Annotated in this window: 16 protein-coding genes; 7 read left to right on the top strand and 9 right to left on the bottom strand. The window is 70.4% G+C overall.

Annotated elements, in window-relative coordinates; all coding sequences use genetic code 11:
• Positions 1–3: 3 nt before the first annotated feature.
• Together C475_RS11535 and C475_RS11530 are read right to left on the bottom strand one after the other, a co-directional pair.
• Entirely contained in the window at positions 4–282 is a 279-nt protein-coding gene (locus C475_RS11535; RefSeq protein WP_006884010.1) for a HalOD1 output domain-containing protein, read from the bottom strand.
• Between the two features lie 157 nt (positions 283–439).
• On the bottom strand, positions 440–1,192 hold the full coding sequence (locus C475_RS11530) for a sugar phosphate isomerase/epimerase family protein (protein ID WP_006884009.1): 753 nt from the start codon (positions 1,190–1,192) through the stop codon (positions 440–442).
• Positions 1,193–1,351: 159 nt separating this feature from the next.
• On the opposite strand from C475_RS11530, the gene C475_RS11525 reads away from it, so the two are divergent.
• A complete protein-coding gene (locus tag C475_RS11525; protein WP_006884008.1) occupies positions 1,352–2,356 on the top strand; it encodes an NAD-dependent epimerase/dehydratase family protein in 1,005 nt (334 codons plus the stop codon).
• A 51-nt stretch (positions 2,357–2,407) separates the two neighbouring features.
• On the opposite strand, the gene C475_RS24375 is transcribed toward C475_RS11525, so the two are convergent.
• The 4 genes from C475_RS24375 to C475_RS11515 all read right to left on the bottom strand — a co-directional run bounded on the left by C475_RS24375 (position 2,408) and on the right by C475_RS11515 (position 4,428).
• The gene (locus tag C475_RS24375; protein ID WP_193366308.1) at positions 2,408–2,554 is read right to left on the bottom strand and encodes a hypothetical protein; all 147 of its coding nucleotides are present in this window, start codon (positions 2,552–2,554) and stop codon (positions 2,408–2,410) included.
• A gap of 5 nt (positions 2,555–2,559) precedes the next feature.
• On the bottom strand, positions 2,560–2,745 hold the full coding sequence (locus C475_RS24370; protein ID WP_152436393.1) for a DUF7837 family putative zinc-binding protein: 186 nt from the start codon (positions 2,743–2,745) through the stop codon (positions 2,560–2,562).
• 133 nt (positions 2,746–2,878) lie between these two features.
• Positions 2,879–3,349, bottom strand: a complete 471-nt coding sequence (locus C475_RS11520; RefSeq protein WP_006884005.1) for an FKBP-type peptidyl-prolyl cis-trans isomerase — start codon at positions 3,347–3,349, stop codon at positions 2,879–2,881.
• 71 nt (positions 3,350–3,420) lie between these two features.
• Positions 3,421–4,428: an aldo/keto reductase gene (locus C475_RS11515; RefSeq protein WP_006884004.1), complete on the bottom strand. Its 1,008-nt coding sequence runs from the start codon at positions 4,426–4,428 to the stop codon at positions 3,421–3,423.
• A 158-nt stretch (positions 4,429–4,586) separates the two neighbouring features.
• Here C475_RS11515 and C475_RS11510 point away from each other — a divergent pair, with 158 nt between their 5' ends.
• The gene (locus C475_RS11510; RefSeq protein ID WP_006884003.1) at positions 4,587–5,987 is read left to right on the top strand and encodes a DUF389 domain-containing protein; all 1,401 of its coding nucleotides are present in this window, start codon (positions 4,587–4,589) and stop codon (positions 5,985–5,987) included.
• A gap of 4 nt (positions 5,988–5,991) precedes the next feature.
• Here the strand turns inward: C475_RS11510 and C475_RS11505 are convergent, their stop codons facing one another.
• On the bottom strand, positions 5,992–6,612 hold the full coding sequence (locus tag C475_RS11505; protein ID WP_006884002.1) for a VOC family protein: 621 nt from the start codon (positions 6,610–6,612) through the stop codon (positions 5,992–5,994).
• A gap of 101 nt (positions 6,613–6,713) precedes the next feature.
• On the opposite strand from C475_RS11505, the gene C475_RS11500 reads away from it, so the two are divergent.
• From C475_RS11500 to C475_RS11480, 5 genes are all read left to right on the top strand, one after another.
• Positions 6,714–7,169, top strand: a complete 456-nt coding sequence (locus C475_RS11500; protein ID WP_006884001.1) for a hypothetical protein — start codon at positions 6,714–6,716, stop codon at positions 7,167–7,169.
• Between the two features lie 111 nt (positions 7,170–7,280).
• Positions 7,281–8,132, top strand: a complete 852-nt coding sequence (locus C475_RS11495) for a hypothetical protein (protein WP_006884000.1) — start codon at positions 7,281–7,283, stop codon at positions 8,130–8,132.
• Positions 8,133–8,187: 55 nt separating this feature from the next.
• A complete protein-coding gene (locus C475_RS11490) occupies positions 8,188–9,060 on the top strand; it encodes a phosphatase PAP2 family protein (protein ID WP_161625190.1) in 873 nt (290 codons plus the stop codon).
• Positions 9,061–9,190: 130 nt separating this feature from the next.
• A complete protein-coding gene (locus C475_RS11485; RefSeq protein ID WP_235728452.1) occupies positions 9,191–9,853 on the top strand; it encodes a phosphoesterase in 663 nt (220 codons plus the stop codon).
• Positions 9,854–9,998: 145 nt separating this feature from the next.
• Entirely contained in the window at positions 9,999–11,330 is a 1,332-nt protein-coding gene (locus C475_RS11480; RefSeq protein WP_006883997.1) for a sulfatase, read from the top strand.
• A gap of 158 nt (positions 11,331–11,488) precedes the next feature.
• Here C475_RS11480 and C475_RS11475 read toward each other — a convergent pair whose 3' ends face one another.
• Together C475_RS11475 and C475_RS11470 are read right to left on the bottom strand one after the other, a co-directional pair.
• Positions 11,489–12,529, bottom strand: coding sequence for an NAD(P)/FAD-dependent oxidoreductase (locus tag C475_RS11475; protein WP_006883996.1), 1,041 nt, complete (start codon positions 12,527–12,529; stop codon positions 11,489–11,491).
• 554 nt (positions 12,530–13,083) lie between these two features.
• Entirely contained in the window at positions 13,084–14,214 is a 1,131-nt protein-coding gene (locus C475_RS11470; RefSeq protein ID WP_006883995.1) for a CapA family protein, read from the bottom strand.
• Positions 14,215–14,225 lie beyond the last annotated feature (11 nt).

Raw genomic sequence — 14,225 nt, 5'->3', positions numbered from 1 at the left:
GGTTCAAGGGTAAACCTCGACGGTGTCGGGGCGGACGACGAACGTGTGGTCCCACAGGCCGACGGCGAGGGTGAACTCGCCGTCGGCGTCGCCGCGTCGGTGGTGCGAGAGGAGCGTGTCGAGGGCGTCGGCGTCGACCCGGTCGTGCAACTGCTCGACCTCGTCGAGATCGATGTGGGCGCGCCGGGCGGCCCTGAAGAGTCCGTCCGTCGCCTCCTCGTCGGCGTCGACGGCGATGCGTGCGATCGGCGGCTCGTCCGGGACCAGAGTCGATGGCGTCACGTCCCGGTCGGAGAGCGCCAGGCACCTAAACCGGAGTCGTCGCTAGCCCGAATTAACCCGGTTTAATTCGGTTCAGACCGCGAGGGAGGCGCGGGACCGCCGGGACAGAGGCAGGTGAAATGGGGCAGCGGGCGGGACCGTCGAAACGACGGGGGGCTCAGTCGTCGAGCGCGGCCTGGACGGTCTCGACGGCCTCCCGGAGGGCCTCGGTCGCGCGGTCCTGCGGGAGTTCGTACTCGATCACGAGCGGCGCGGTCAGGTCGGCGTGGTCGTCGAGCAGGCCGACGAACGAGGCCACGTCGAGCTGGCCCGCGCCGGGCACGTCCTCGATCTCGGCGTCGGAGGTGTCCTTGAGGTGGCAGCTGTTGATGCGGTCACCGAACTCCCGAACGACGTCTTCGGGACGCACGTCCTCGACGAGGAAGTGGCCAGTGTCGATACAGAGGCCCAGCCGGTCGTGGTCGTAGCGGTCGAGGACGCCGCGAACGTCGTCGATGGTCGAGAACACCCGCGAGAGGTCGTCGTGGTGGACCGACGAGTAGTTGTGGATGCCCACGTCGAGGTCGAACTCCTCGGCGAGGTCGATCAGTTCCTCGGTGATCGCGTCGGCGGCGGGCGGGTAGTTGACGGTGAGGTAGTCGGCCCCGAGGCGGTCGGCGAAGGCGGCGTGGTCGCGGGCCTCCTCGGGCGATTCGAGGTCGGCGACGCCGTAGCCACAGACCGAGACCTCAGCGGCGGCGACGGCGTCCAGTCCGGCCGCGACCGTCCCGTCGTCGTGGTCCGGGGCGAGGTGATGGCCCCACAGTTCGAGATGTGTCACGTCCGTCCCGTCGAGTTCCGAGAGCAGGTCTGCGAGCGAGAAGTCCCGGAACACGACGCTCTGGACGCCGATATCGTAGTCGCGAGGCATGGACCTCGAAAGGCGTGAGACCGCCAAAAGCGTTCCGCCGGGGGAAAGGCGGGCCGGGACCGGTGTGTCGAGCGACCGACGGTGGGCGCCGCTCGGTCCTGATCCGGTGCGGGCTTCCGCGAGGCGACGTTTTATCCGCGCAGTCGCCATGGGTGGCCCATGGACGTTCTCATCATCGGCGGCACCGGGCTGATAAGCACCGGTATCGCGCGCCAGGCGGTCGACGCCGGCCACGACGTGACCGCGTTCCACCGCGGCGAGACCGACGCCGACCTCCCCGACGCGGTCGCCCACGTTCACGGCGACCGCAACGACGACGAGCGACTGGCGGCAGTGGCCGCCGAGGTCGACCCCGAGGTCGTGATCGACATGGTGTGTTTCTCGCCCGAACAGGCCGAGAGCGCCGTCGAGGCCTTCGAGGGCGTCGAGCAGTTCGTCTTCTGCTCGACGGTCGACGTGTACCACCGGCCGCTGGCCGCCAACCCCGCGACCGAGGACGCGGCCCGCCACCCGCCGGTCAGCGACTACGGGGCCGACAAGGCCGAGTGCGAGGACATCCTCTTCGAGGCACACGGCGACGACTTCGAGACGACCGTGATCCGCCCGTGGAGCACCTACGGCGAGGGCGGGCCGGTCATCCACACGATGGGGTGGGGCACCTACTACCTCGACCGCGTCCGCCGCGGCGAGCCGATCATCGTCCACGGCGACGGCGCGACGCTGTGGGGCCCCTGTCACCGCGACGACGTGGCGGGCGCGTTCGTGAACGCGATCGGCAACGAGACCGCCTACGGCGAGGCGTATCACGTCACCAGCGAGGAGGTCATCTCCTGGAATCAGTACCACGAGTACGTCGCCGACGCGATGGACGCACCGGAGCCCGAGATGGTGTACATCCCCACCGACGAGCTCGTCGAGGCCGTCCCCGACCGCACCGACCCGCTGGTCGACCACTTCCAGTACTCGACCGTCTTCGACAACAGCAAAGCGAAACGGGACCTGGACTTCGAGTACACGATCACCTTCCGCGAGGGCGTCGAGCGGACTATCGACGACCTGGAGCGGCGCGACGCCATCGACGACGCCGACAGCGAGAACGACGACCAGATAATCGACGCGTGGCGCGACTCGACCCGGTCGTTCGTCGAAGCGTTCGACGGCTGAAAGGGGCGGTCGGCCGCTTTCGGGATGGCCGAGCTTCGGCCGGTCGAGACCTCAATCGATACTGTACCGGACGATGTCCTCGGATCCGCAGGTCCCGCAGACGGACGTGTCGGATTCGACGGACGTTCCACAGCGTCGACACTCGGCGACGACGGTCTCGGGCGTGGCGCGTGTGACGAGCGAGGCGAACAGACTCACGGTGATCACTCCGGGTGGACCGGGTTCTCGCAGTCGGGACACTCGGCGAAGAGCCTGGGCCAGTCGCCCTCGGACTCGTAGCGGATCAGCAGGTTCGCCGACGGGATCATCACGTCGCAGTTCGGACACGCGCCGAGCGGTCCCCCCCGCAGTCCCCGGTCGTCGGTCCCGACCATGTACCGGGTTACCACACCACCCTTTGTTGTTATGTTCCGTATAACGTCGATAATGCGGCGGTTTACGCCGACCGGCGGTCGCCCGAGCGTTCGAGTCCGGGTCGGTCGACGCGCCGCGAAGTAGCCGACGGTCCGCCGCGGACGGTCGTCACTCGACGGCGACGACTTCGACCTCGAACGTCAGCGCCTCACCCGCGAGTTCGTGATTGAAGTCGACGGTGACCGCCTCGTCGTCGGCGTCGACGACCTCGCCCGGGAGCCCCTCCTCGGTCTGAATCTCCAGGCCCTCCTCGATCTCGCGGCCGCCGAGCATCTCCGCGAACTCGTCGGTCTCGTACTCGACGACGCGGTCGTCGGTGCGCTCGCCGTAGGCCTGCTCGGGCTCGATCTCGACGGTGTCTTCCTCGCCGGTCTCCATGCCGACCAGGCCGTCTTCGAGCCCCTCGATGATGCGGCCCGAGCCGATCTCGACGGTGAGCGGCTGGTAGTCGCGGCCGGGCTGGTCCTCGGCGAGCCCTTCCTCTTCCGCGACGGACTCCAGCGACGTGTCGAAGACGCTGCCGTCGTCCAGTCGTCCTGTGTACTCGATGGTCACGGTGTCGCCTTCTGAGATAGCCATATCGTCCGAAACGGTGGCCGACGGATAAGCCTACGGTCTGGGGGCCGTTCCCCCGAGTCGCCCTCGGTCGCTCAGGCGTTCGTCTCGTACAGCTCCCCGTCGTCGTCGTAGCGGGCGTCGAAGATGCGGTCGAACTGTTCGTCGGAGATGGACACGTCGACCGCGCCCACGTTCTCGTCCAGCTGGTCGACGGTCCGAGCGCCGACGATGGGCACGCAGTCGAAGTCGGGCTGGTCCATCAGCCAGCGCAGGGCGACCTGCGCCGGCGAGGCGTCCACTTCGTCGGCCACCTCGCGCACCGCGTCGAGGACGTGCCAGCCGCGTTCGGAGACGTACCAGTCCTCGAACATCGGGTCCAGGTCGCCGCGGGTCCCCTCGTCGGCGTCCAGGTCGTAGGTGCCGTCGCCGACCCGCTCGTACTTGCCGGTGAGGAACCCGCCCGCCAGCGGCGAGTACGGGCAGACCGCGAGGTTCTGGTCGGCGCACACGTCCAGATACTCGGACACGTCCTCGTAGTAGGCGGGGTGAAAGAGCGGCTGGGTAACGGAAAAGGCCTCGTAGTTGTTCACGTCGGCTTTCCACAGGCCCTTCGTGAGCTTCCAGGCGTCACACGTCGAGATGCCGACGTAGTGGACCTTGCCTTCGCTCACAAGGTCGTCGACGGCCCGCAGGGTGTGCTCGATGGGCGTGTCGTCGTCGAAGCGGTGCAGATAGAGGATATCGAGGTAGTCGGTTCCCAGTCGGTCGAGCGAGCCCTCGACCTCGGCCTTGACGTTCTTCTTCGAGAGGTTCTCCTGAAATCTCGAGACTGTGGACCAGAAGCACTTCGAGGCGATCACGTAGTCCTCGCGGTCCTCGCCCTCCAGCCACTCGCCGATCCAGCGCTCGGAGTCGCCGCCGCCGTAGCCGTTGGCGGTGTCGATGAAGTTCCCGCCGCGTTCGGCGTAGGCGTCGAGCAGTTCGTGGGCGTCCTCGCGGTCGGTCTCGACGACGCCGTCGTGTTCCTTGCCGAAGCGCCACGTCCCGAGACAGAGAGGCGAGACCTGCAGTCCGGTCTCTCCGAGTCGTCTGTACTCCATACCGACCGATCGGGCGCCGCTCGCTTAGTGGTTGGTTTCGCGGAAGCCCGCCGAGCGGCGAGCGACGGGAGCGGAGCCGGTCCCGATAGCCCTAACCCACGAGAGGGACGCGCAGACGCCGGGTATGGGCTTTTCCGGCGTCCGATCCAACAGCAGTCATGCGGCTGCTTCAGTTGTCGGTGCCCGCCGAGCAGCGCGCGGCGATCCGGGAGGTCCTCGACGGGCACGACCTCGGCTACACCGTCGCCGAGGGCGACGGCGCGCGGGAGGGCCACGCGCTCGTGACCGTGGTCATCCCCGCCGACGCGGTCGAGCGCGTCCTGGACGACCTCGGCGAGGCCGGCTACGACCGGAGCACCTACACCGTCTCGACGGAGGCCGAGTTCGCGACCTTCGAGGGGATGGACGCGGTCCAGCGCCACTGGGCGGAGACGCCCAACCGGATCGCCCCGGAGACGCTGCGCTCGAAGGCCCGGGACATGCGCCCGAACACGCAGTCGTACGTCTGGCTGATGTTCCTCAGCACCGTCATCGCGACCGCAGGCCTGCTCATCGGGTCGCCCGCGGTCCTCGTCGGGTCGATGGTGCTCGCGCCGCTGGTGGCCCCGATGCTCGCGGCCAGTATCGGCGCGGTCCGCGACGACCGGAAGATGGTCGGCGACAGCCTTCGCCAGCAGGCCGTCGGGCTGGGCGTCGCCGTCCTCGGCGCGGTCGTCGCCAGCCTGCTCATCAAGAATCTGGAGATCGTCTCCGTCACGCTCGACGTTTCGACGGTCGACCTGTTTTCGGTCCGGCTGTCGCCGGGACTGCTCTCGGTGGTCGTCGGTCTGGCCGCCGGCGCCGCGGGCGCGTTCGGACTGACGACGAAGGGCAATGTGAGCATCGTCGGCGTGATGGTCGCGGCCGCGCTCGTCCCGACGGCCGCGGTCGTCGGCATCGGCGCGGCCTGGGGCGCCGCGAGCGTGGCCATCGGCGCGCTGTTCCTCCTCGGGCTGACCATCGTCGCCGTCAACGTCGGGGCGTACCTGATGCTCCGACACCTCGGGTATCGTCCCGAGGAGGTCGACGGAGGGCTCCTCGAACTCGAATCGCTCCGGGAGCAAGCCGCGTTCGCCGCGACCGCCATCGCCGTCCTGGCGGTCGCGAGCGTCGTCCTCGTCGGCTCGGCCCAGCACATCGGCTACGAGTACGGCGTCACGCAGGCGACCTCGGACGTGGTCACCGACGACCGGTACGGCCGGCTCTCGCTGCGCGGCGTCACCGTCCAGTACGCCGGGATGAGCCCCATCCACGAGCCGACCACGGTCTCCGTGGCGCTCACGCGGAGGACCGACGAGTCGTACCCGTCGCTCCCGAACGAGCTCGCGCGGGAGATAACGAACCGGACCGGCGAGAACGTGACCGTCCTCGTCAGCTACACCGACTACGAGGTGTCGAACGCGACCGGGGCGGCCCCGACCGACGGCGACTCGGAATCGGTCGTCGGTGGGTCCGACTCGGGTCTGTCTCCGATGGCCGAGCGCGCCACTCCGTCGAGGGGGGCCACGGCCGGGCGGTAATCGCCTACTCGACGCCGGCGCCGGTCGGCGCGTCCGGGAGTTCGACGGGGTCGCTGTCGATGCCGAGTTCCGCCAGCGCCTGCTCTAAGTGTTCGGCCTCGGCGTACTCGGCGCCATCGGCGACCCGGATCCGCTGGACGGTCGCGAGCACTTCGCCGCGGCGCTCGTCGGGGATGTCGTACTTGTCGGTCGCGAGTTCGATGGTGAGGCCGTTGTGGTCGCGGGTGTACAGCGAGTGGAAGATCCCGCGGTCGAACTCGTTGTAGCCGTGACCGAACTCCTCCAGCGCGTGCTTGATATCCGCGAAGCGCTCGGGGTCGATACTGAACGAGAGGTGGTGGACCGACCCGACCTGGTGGCGCAGCGGCGCGGCCGACGACTCGCGGTCGTCGGTCACGAAGAACGTGATGATGCGGCCGTCGCCGGTGTCGAAAAAGAGGTGCGTCGAGTTCGGGTCGTCGAGGTTGGGCTGGCGCAACACCAGGGGCATCCCCAGCAGGTCGCGGTAGAACTCGATCGTGTCGGCCTCGTTGCTACCGATGAGGGTGATGTGGTCGGTACCGGTCGTGTGGAACGGGCTCTCCGGCGGTTCGGCCGTGATCTCGGGACCGCTATCCTCTGACATACTCCGATCTAGGGGTCGGTCCCACAAATCCCCGTCGCACCCCGCGACCGATAGATTGATAGTCGATTACCGGTCCGGTACGACCACCGTACCCCGAGTAGATGACGCCTATCGAGATCGCCACCGCCGCCGTCGTACTCGCTCTCGCGGTCAGCGCGGGGCTCGTCGCCCACGAACTCGCTCACGCGGCCGTCCTGCGCGCCGCGGGCGTGGCATACCGCATCGACTGGTTCCCGGGCGAGGACACCGGGGTCCTCGGCGCGGGGCTGCGCGGGCGCTGGGCCGCGGTCAGGCCGCGCGCGACCGCGGAGACGCCCGCCTGGGTCCTGCGGTGTTCGGCGATGATGCCGCTGGCGCTCGCCGCGCCGTTCGCGCTCGTCGCCCTCGGTGTGGTCGCCGACCCGTTCGCGACCGACGGCGTCGTCCGTTTCGCCGCCGTCGGGTGGATGGCCTGCGCGCTACCGAGCCCGCAGGACTTCTCCGTGCTGTGGTACGCCGACGACGCCGTCGCGGCGGCGGCCGACGAGGGGCGGACCGACGAACCGACGGGCGCCTGATCGTCTGCGACCGGTAGGGCCTGAATACCGCACGCTTCCGTGTCGGCGCTGGGCGACCCTGCCGATAGGCGCCTGTTTCCTTTCACCGCGAGCGCCCTATCGGTGGGACCGATGCCCGACCCCGACAGAGACGCCGAAACCGAAGGCGCGACAGACCCGCGGTTCGACAACTGGCCCGTTCGGCGATACGACGCCACCGACGACCTGACGGTCGAGCGCGCGACGCCCGGGGACGAGTCGAGTCGGCAGATGGACGACGTCGAGTGGGTCGGCGGCACGCGCGCCGGGACCGGCGGGGCCGCCTACGTCTACGCGCCCGAGAGCGAGACCGTCCACGAGGGGCGGTACGAACCCGAGAACGGCCGGGTCGTCGTCGACGAGGGTCGCGCCGTCGACGAGGGGGAGACGCTGGGCGACCACCTCGTCGACATCGGCGAGGACCGCGACTGGGGCTGGCTCTCCTCGTTCGCTCGCGATCACATGGACACGCCCGACCACAGCCCCGACGACCCGACCGCCGAACACCTCCTGCCGCCCGGCTTCGACCACGAGGCCACGGAGTTCCAGCGGCGCAACCTCGTCGACGACGCCGACGAGGACGCCGCCTTCTTCGGCTCGCACACCTTCGCCGACGACACCGACCGGGTCCACGTGCTCGAACGCGAGTTCGCCGTGACGGCCGACGAAGCCAGCAACGGTGCCGACGTTCACGTCACGGAGCGCTACCTCGTCGCCGAGGAACCGCGCGAGGATGTCCGCGCCGGTGACGCCGACATCGTCGAGGAACGCGAGTACGACCTGACGCTCGACGTCGACCCCGACGAGCGCTGGATCGGCGACGCGGAGGGGCTCCTGACGGAGTGGCACCGCCGGCACCTCGCGCCGCCCGAACGCGAGGAACACCGCCGCGTCGAACACGGGGCGACCCCGCCTCACGACAGCGCCGACCGCCGCGGCGTCTGAGTTGCCGGCGATGGCCGGCCGCAGGTCCAAATACTCACGAGTTCGATCGGAAACAATGCCCGGTAGTGTCGCCTCGGGAAGGTTCGAGCAGATGACCGGTAGTGTCGCCTCCGGAAGGTTCGGGGAGACCGTCCGCGCGGCCGTGCCGTCGTGGCTCGTGCCGGTGTTCCGCGGGGTCACTCGACTGGGAAATCTCGGCGTCGTTCTCGTCGCGTTCGCCGTCGACTACTGGTTCGTCGACCGCGAGCGAGGCGCCCACGCTATCGGCGTCGTCGTCGCCGGGACGGCGCTCCTGGTCGCGCTCAAACACGCGTTCGCCGCGCCGCGGCCGCCAGCGTCGGTCGGCGTCGTTTCGGCCGGTGGCCACGGGTTCCCGAGCGGCCACGCGATGGGCGCGGCGATCGCGTACGGCGCCCTCGCCGTCGACCTCGACGTGGGTTCCCCCCGCGCCCGCTACGCCGCGGCGGCCGTCGTCGTCTCCCTGATCGCGCTCTCGCGGGTCGTCCTCGGCGTCCACTTCGTCCGCGACGTGCTCGCGGGGATCGCCTTCGGCCTCGCCTTCCTCGCCGTCGCGTTCGGACTCACCGGCCGCGACCCCGGACTCGCCTTCACGCTCGCGGTCGCCACGGGACTCCTCGCCGTCGGGGTCAGCGGGGCCGGCTACGACGCCGTTGCTCTCCTCGGACTGGCGGTCGGAGCGACCGCCGCCTGGGAGATCGGCGGTAGCGGGACGGCCCGCGAGCGGGCCCCGACACGGCCAGCGGTCGTCGCCGGCCTCCTCTCGCCCCTCGCCGGTGCGGGCGCCCTCGCCCTCGCCGCCGACTCCCGGTCAGCGGCCGTCTTCGCGTTCGCCGTCGCGGTCGGCGCAGGACTGGTCGCTCCGCCCGCCCTCCTCGACGGTCCCGGCGACGCGACTGCCACCGCCTGAGGCGACGGCCGCGACTACCGCGAGCGCTCTGGCCGTCCGAGCGCTCCAAGTCTCCGACCCACCGGTCGCTCCGACCCTCCGAGCGTCCGATCACTCCCTCCGTGGCGAATGCCGGCCGGCCGACTATCCGGTGGGACGGCCTATCCCGCCCGTCATGTCGGTGCTGGAGCGAGCGATAGGACTGTACGGCTACGTCTTCCACCCGATCACCGTCCTCGGCGTCGGGAGCCTGCTGTTGATCCACCGGGAGTGGCGCGACGAGGGCGCCGACCGGGCCGCGCTCGGTCGCCGCGTCGGTGCCTTCCTCGGCGCCGGCGCTCTCGCGCTCGTCCCGACCGCGGCCTTCTTCGTCCTGTTCCGCGGCGGGCTCGCGCGGGCCGTCGGCGGGAGCAGCTGGCGCCTCGACGAGGTGGTCGCCACCGGCGTGCTGATCGCCGCCGGCGTCACCTGGTTCGTCTGGCGCCGCTACGAGTGGGGCCCGGTCGTCCCCGGCGCGATGGTGACGTTCGCGACTGTCACGGTCCCCTACGCCCTCCTCGCGCCCGTCTGGGATATCTCCGGGCACGTCATCTACGCGCTGGCACCGACGCTGTATCTCGCGCTGGTCGACCGCCGGTACGCGCCCCTGCTCGTCGTCCCGGTCCTGATGGTTCCGACGCGCGTCTGGGTGGAGGCCCACACGTGGGCGCAGTCGGTCGCCGGGTTCGCCGTCGCCGCCGCGATCACGATCGGCCTCTACCGCGTCCGGACGCGGTCGAGCGACCGCCAGGCCACCGGGTCGACCGCGTCCTGACCTGGCGAGCGTACCGAACCGTCGCTCCCCACCGCTCCGGACTCCTCCATTTCCCCACGTCCCCCTCCGGACCGCTGGCGTGACACCCCAAGCCAAACAGTCAAAAAATTGTTACTTAGAAGTGTGCGCGGGCCGCAGGCGTTCCATGGCGACCGACCGATCGGAGCCGGCGAACGTGTTACTGGTCGTGCTCGACTCCGTGCGGGCACAGAACTGCTCGGTGCTGGGGGCGCGGAAGTCGACGACACCGAACCTCGAACTGCTGGCGCGCGAGTCGACGCTGTACGCACAGGCGCGGGCGCCGTCGAACTGGAGCCTGCCGAGTCACGTCAGCCTCTTCACTGGGCTCGAAACGCACGAACACGGCGTCACGATCGACCGCAAGCTCGCGCCGGGCAATACGGTCTTCGAGACACTCGCCGAGGGCGGTCACGACACGGGCCTGTTCACCGAGAACGGCTTCGTCGCCAGCCACGAGGTGGGGCTGAAAGACGCCTTCGAGACGGTGGAGACGGTCCCCGATAGCCACGGCGACCGCTACGACACCGCCGAGTTGAACCCCGGACCCGACGGCTACTACTACGCCGACCGCTTCCTGTCGTGGAGCGCCGACCGCGACGGCCCGTGGGCGGCGTGTCTGAACCTGATGGACGCCCACAGACCCTTCGAGCCCCGCGCCGCCCACGACGAGTGGGGCGACGACGCCGCCCGCGAACTCCAGGCGGAACTGCCCACCCGCTGGGAGTGGACGTTCCACTCCGACGAGCGACCGCTCTGGCAACTGCGCGCCCTCGAAGCGCTGTACGACGGGGGCGTCCGACAAGCCGACGCGATCCTCGGCCGCGTGGTCTCGACGCTCCGCGAGCGGGGGGCGCTGGAGGACACCCTGCTCGTCGTCTGCGGCGACCACGGCGACGGCTTCGGCGAGCGCGGCGTCCTCGACGGGGAGCCGCCGGCCGTCTCCCACATCGTCCCGATGCACGAGTCGCTGTTACACGTCCCCCTGCTCGTCCGCCGCCCCGGGCAACGCGAGGCGCGGACCGTCCGCGACCCCGCGGCGCTGACGCCGTTCCACGACGTCGCGCTGGCCGCCGGCGCGGGCGAACCGGTGTCGGCCGGCGCCTTCGCCCGCGAACGCGTCGTCAGCACGAAACAGCCCGTCACCGGCGACCTCCGCGAGCGCTACGAGGGCAACTGCGACTCGGTCGAACCCTACGTCGCCCCGTCGCGGGCCGTCTACCGCGCCGACCCGTCGGTCGACCGCGCGGTCCGCAAGACGTACTACTGGGGCGACGCCGCCGCGGAACTCGCCGTCCACGGCCCCGGACAGCTCCATCGCGTCGGCGCCGCAACCAGCGAGTCCGTCGACGACGCCGTCCTGACGCGCGACGTGTCCGTCGACCTGCCCCGCGAGGCCAGCGACCGCGGGCTCGATCCGGACAAGAAGGGCCAGCTGGCCGCCCTGGGCTACTACTGATCGGGGCGCCGTCGGTTGGTCGACGGCCCTCCGCGCTCCGCCCACCGAGCCTCGCGCTCCGCCTACCGAGCCTCGCGCTCCGCCTACCGAGCCTCGCGCTCCGCCCACCGAACCCCGCACTCTGCCGGCGTTCACTCCGTCCGCGACGCCAGTGCCAGCTACTCCAGCGCGTAGGCGACCCGCTCGCTGGTGTCCAGCCCGTTCCGGAGCGCGGCGTGCAGCCGCGCTTCGCCGGCCACCCAGTCGCCGAGCGGGTAGAGATCCGCGTCCGCAACGCCGTCGACCGCACCCCGCCGAACGCCCTCGTCGGGGAGCGCGTAGCGCCACCCCTGATGATCCGTCCACTCTGGGTCGGCCAGCCGTTCGTCGCCCAGCACGTCCGCGCTCAGATCTGCCAGTTCGGCCACGTTCTCCGCGGGGTCGTCGTCGTAGCGCTCGACCGACCACTCGGGGTTGGCCTGGACCACCAGCACCGACTCCCCGTCCGGGACGTGGCCCGCCTTGCACTCCTCGCGGGCGATCCAGCCGATCTGGTGGTCCCGGTCGGGGTTCACCAGCGCGTAGTACGGCCGGTCGAGTTCGAACTCGTAGCCCAGCACCGCCGTCCAGATCGTGCGATAGGGGACCGCCTCGGCCGCTTCGGCCAGATCCCGCCGGGCCTCGCTCTCCCACTCGGCGTCGCGCAGCAACTCCGCGCTCTGGGGCGCCGGCGGGTTCAGGAGCAGCGCGTCGAACGGTCCCCACTCCCCGCCGTCGGTATCGACGACGCGCCACTGGTCGCCGTCGCGGACGAGCGTCTCGGCTCTGGTCGAGTTCTCCACGGTCGCCCCCGTTTCGCCGAGCAGCCGTTTCGCGATCTGTGTCAGCCCCGCGCGGTAGGACCACTTGTGGTCGTCCGCGTCGCGCCCCTCCGAGACCGACCCCTCGGCGTCGAAGGTGTAGATCGGCTCGCTCGCGTCGACCAACCCCTCCGAATCGAGCGTCTCGGTCAGAAGCTCGACGACGCGGTCGTCGTCGCTCTTGACGTAGTTGGCGCCGTAGTCGTAGGTCACGTCGCCCCGGCGGCGCGTCGCCGCCCGCCCGCAGACGCCCCGGGATTTCTCCAGCACCGTCACTTCCGCCGACGGGACCGCCCCGTCGAGCACGTACGTCGCGGCCGCGGCCGCCGCGCCCGCGCCGACGACTCCTATCCGTGTCATGGTGGTCGTTCGGGCTCCTCTGACTAAACGAGTGGTATCTCCGATCGGTCGTGAGTTCGTGTTCTGGGAACTGCTGGCCGGTAGTCGTCGCGGCTGCTTTCGGCAGCAGACGATGAAAGCCCTCGACCCGCTCGCTAGCAGTTCCAGCGACCACACCGGACAGCGAGCGCTGAAAGCCCTCGACCCGCTCGCTAGCAGTTCCAGCGACCACACCGGACAGCGAGCGCTGAAAGCCCTCGACCCGCTCGCGGTCGCTGAGCGACATACCCTCGTTCCCCTCGGTCACTCGGGTAGAGGTCGCTCAGGCGACTGAACTGCACGCGAGCGGGTCTCGCCCTTTCAGTCCGCCAGGACACACCGCGACCGTCCCCACAGCACCGCAGACGGCCACACACCTCCCCAGCCGATTGCGATGCTCGCAGGCTGCGCTTCTCATCCCTCGCACGGTGCTGTCGCGTCTGGCGAGAGCGAAGCTCTCGCTGACCCTCGCTCGCTTCGCTCACGAGGAAGACGAGACTCGCGACAGCGCACGCCACCGCACACCGCCCGATGACTCACTCGTCTACGAGCGGAACCGACAGCCCTCGGCCCTCGCGCTCGACGTTCGTGCCGAAGTCGGCCGAGAGCGAGGCCATTCGCTCGCGGACCCAGGCGGCCACCTCACCCGTCGCCGGTTCGACCCGCTCGTCGGATATCTCCACCGGCGCGACGTGCAGGCGGTCGAGCCGACCGCCCTCGACGACGAGTTCGACGCGGACGCTCCGGTCGTTGTGCAGCCCCTCTTTGACGATGTAGTCGTCCACGTAGTCGCCCAGGTCGTACAGGATGGGGCGGCCGCGGTACACCTCGATCCCCTGAACGACGTGGGCGCTGTGGCCGTGGACCACGTCGACGCCCCGTTCGACCAGCCACCGCGCGAACCGTCGCTGGGTCGCCGACGGCCGGACCTCCCAGTTGGGGCCCCAGTGTAGCGACGCGACGACGAGGTCCGGATCACGGCGGTAGACGGCCTCGAGGGCCGTCTCGACCCGCTCCCGTGTCTCCGGGCGCTCGGGGTCCAGCGGGAGCCACGCCGTCCCGGCGCTGTCGGGGCCGGCGCGGTACGAGCGCGACTGGTCGGTCAGCGCGATCACGCCCACGTCGAGGTCGTCGGCGGTGGCGACGGTCGGCTCGAACGCCGCCGCTCGGTCGCGGCCGGCACCCGCCGTCGCGATCCCCGCGCCGTCGAGGTGGTCGACGGTATCGGCGAGCGCCGTCGGCCCGAAGTCGAGCAGGTGGTTGTTCGCCAGCGACGCGAACGAGGTCCCGGCCGCCGAGAGCGCCGGGAGCGCCCAGCCGGGGTCGGCCCGGAAGTAGTACCCCCGGTCCGGCGTCCGCTCGCCGCGCGTCGACACGCTGCACTCCAGGTTGAGAAACAGCCCGTCGAGCCGTCGAAGCGCGGGGAGCGTCGACCCCCAGACGCCGGCGGGCTCGCGGGCCGAACCGTCCGACTCGCTGCCGGCCCAGCGCTCGTCGACGCTCCGGCCGAGCATCGCGTCGCCGCCGAACCCGATCCGGGCGTCGGCCTCCCCGTGGACCCTCGCCGGCACCGGCCGGCGCGCCACTCGACTGGTCGCCCCGCCCAGTCCCGCCAGCGCCGCGACCGACGCGGCGGACCCGGCGAGGACGGCCCGGCGGGACGGCACGGTCAGCCACC

The sequence above is a fragment of the Halosimplex carlsbadense 2-9-1 genome (assembly GCF_000337455.1).
In the GTDB taxonomy this organism is placed as follows: Archaea; Halobacteriota; Halobacteria; order Halobacteriales; family Haloarculaceae; genus Halosimplex; species Halosimplex carlsbadense.
The sequence above is the reverse complement of the archived record's forward strand: the minus strand, read 5'-3'. Positions and strand labels throughout refer to the sequence as shown.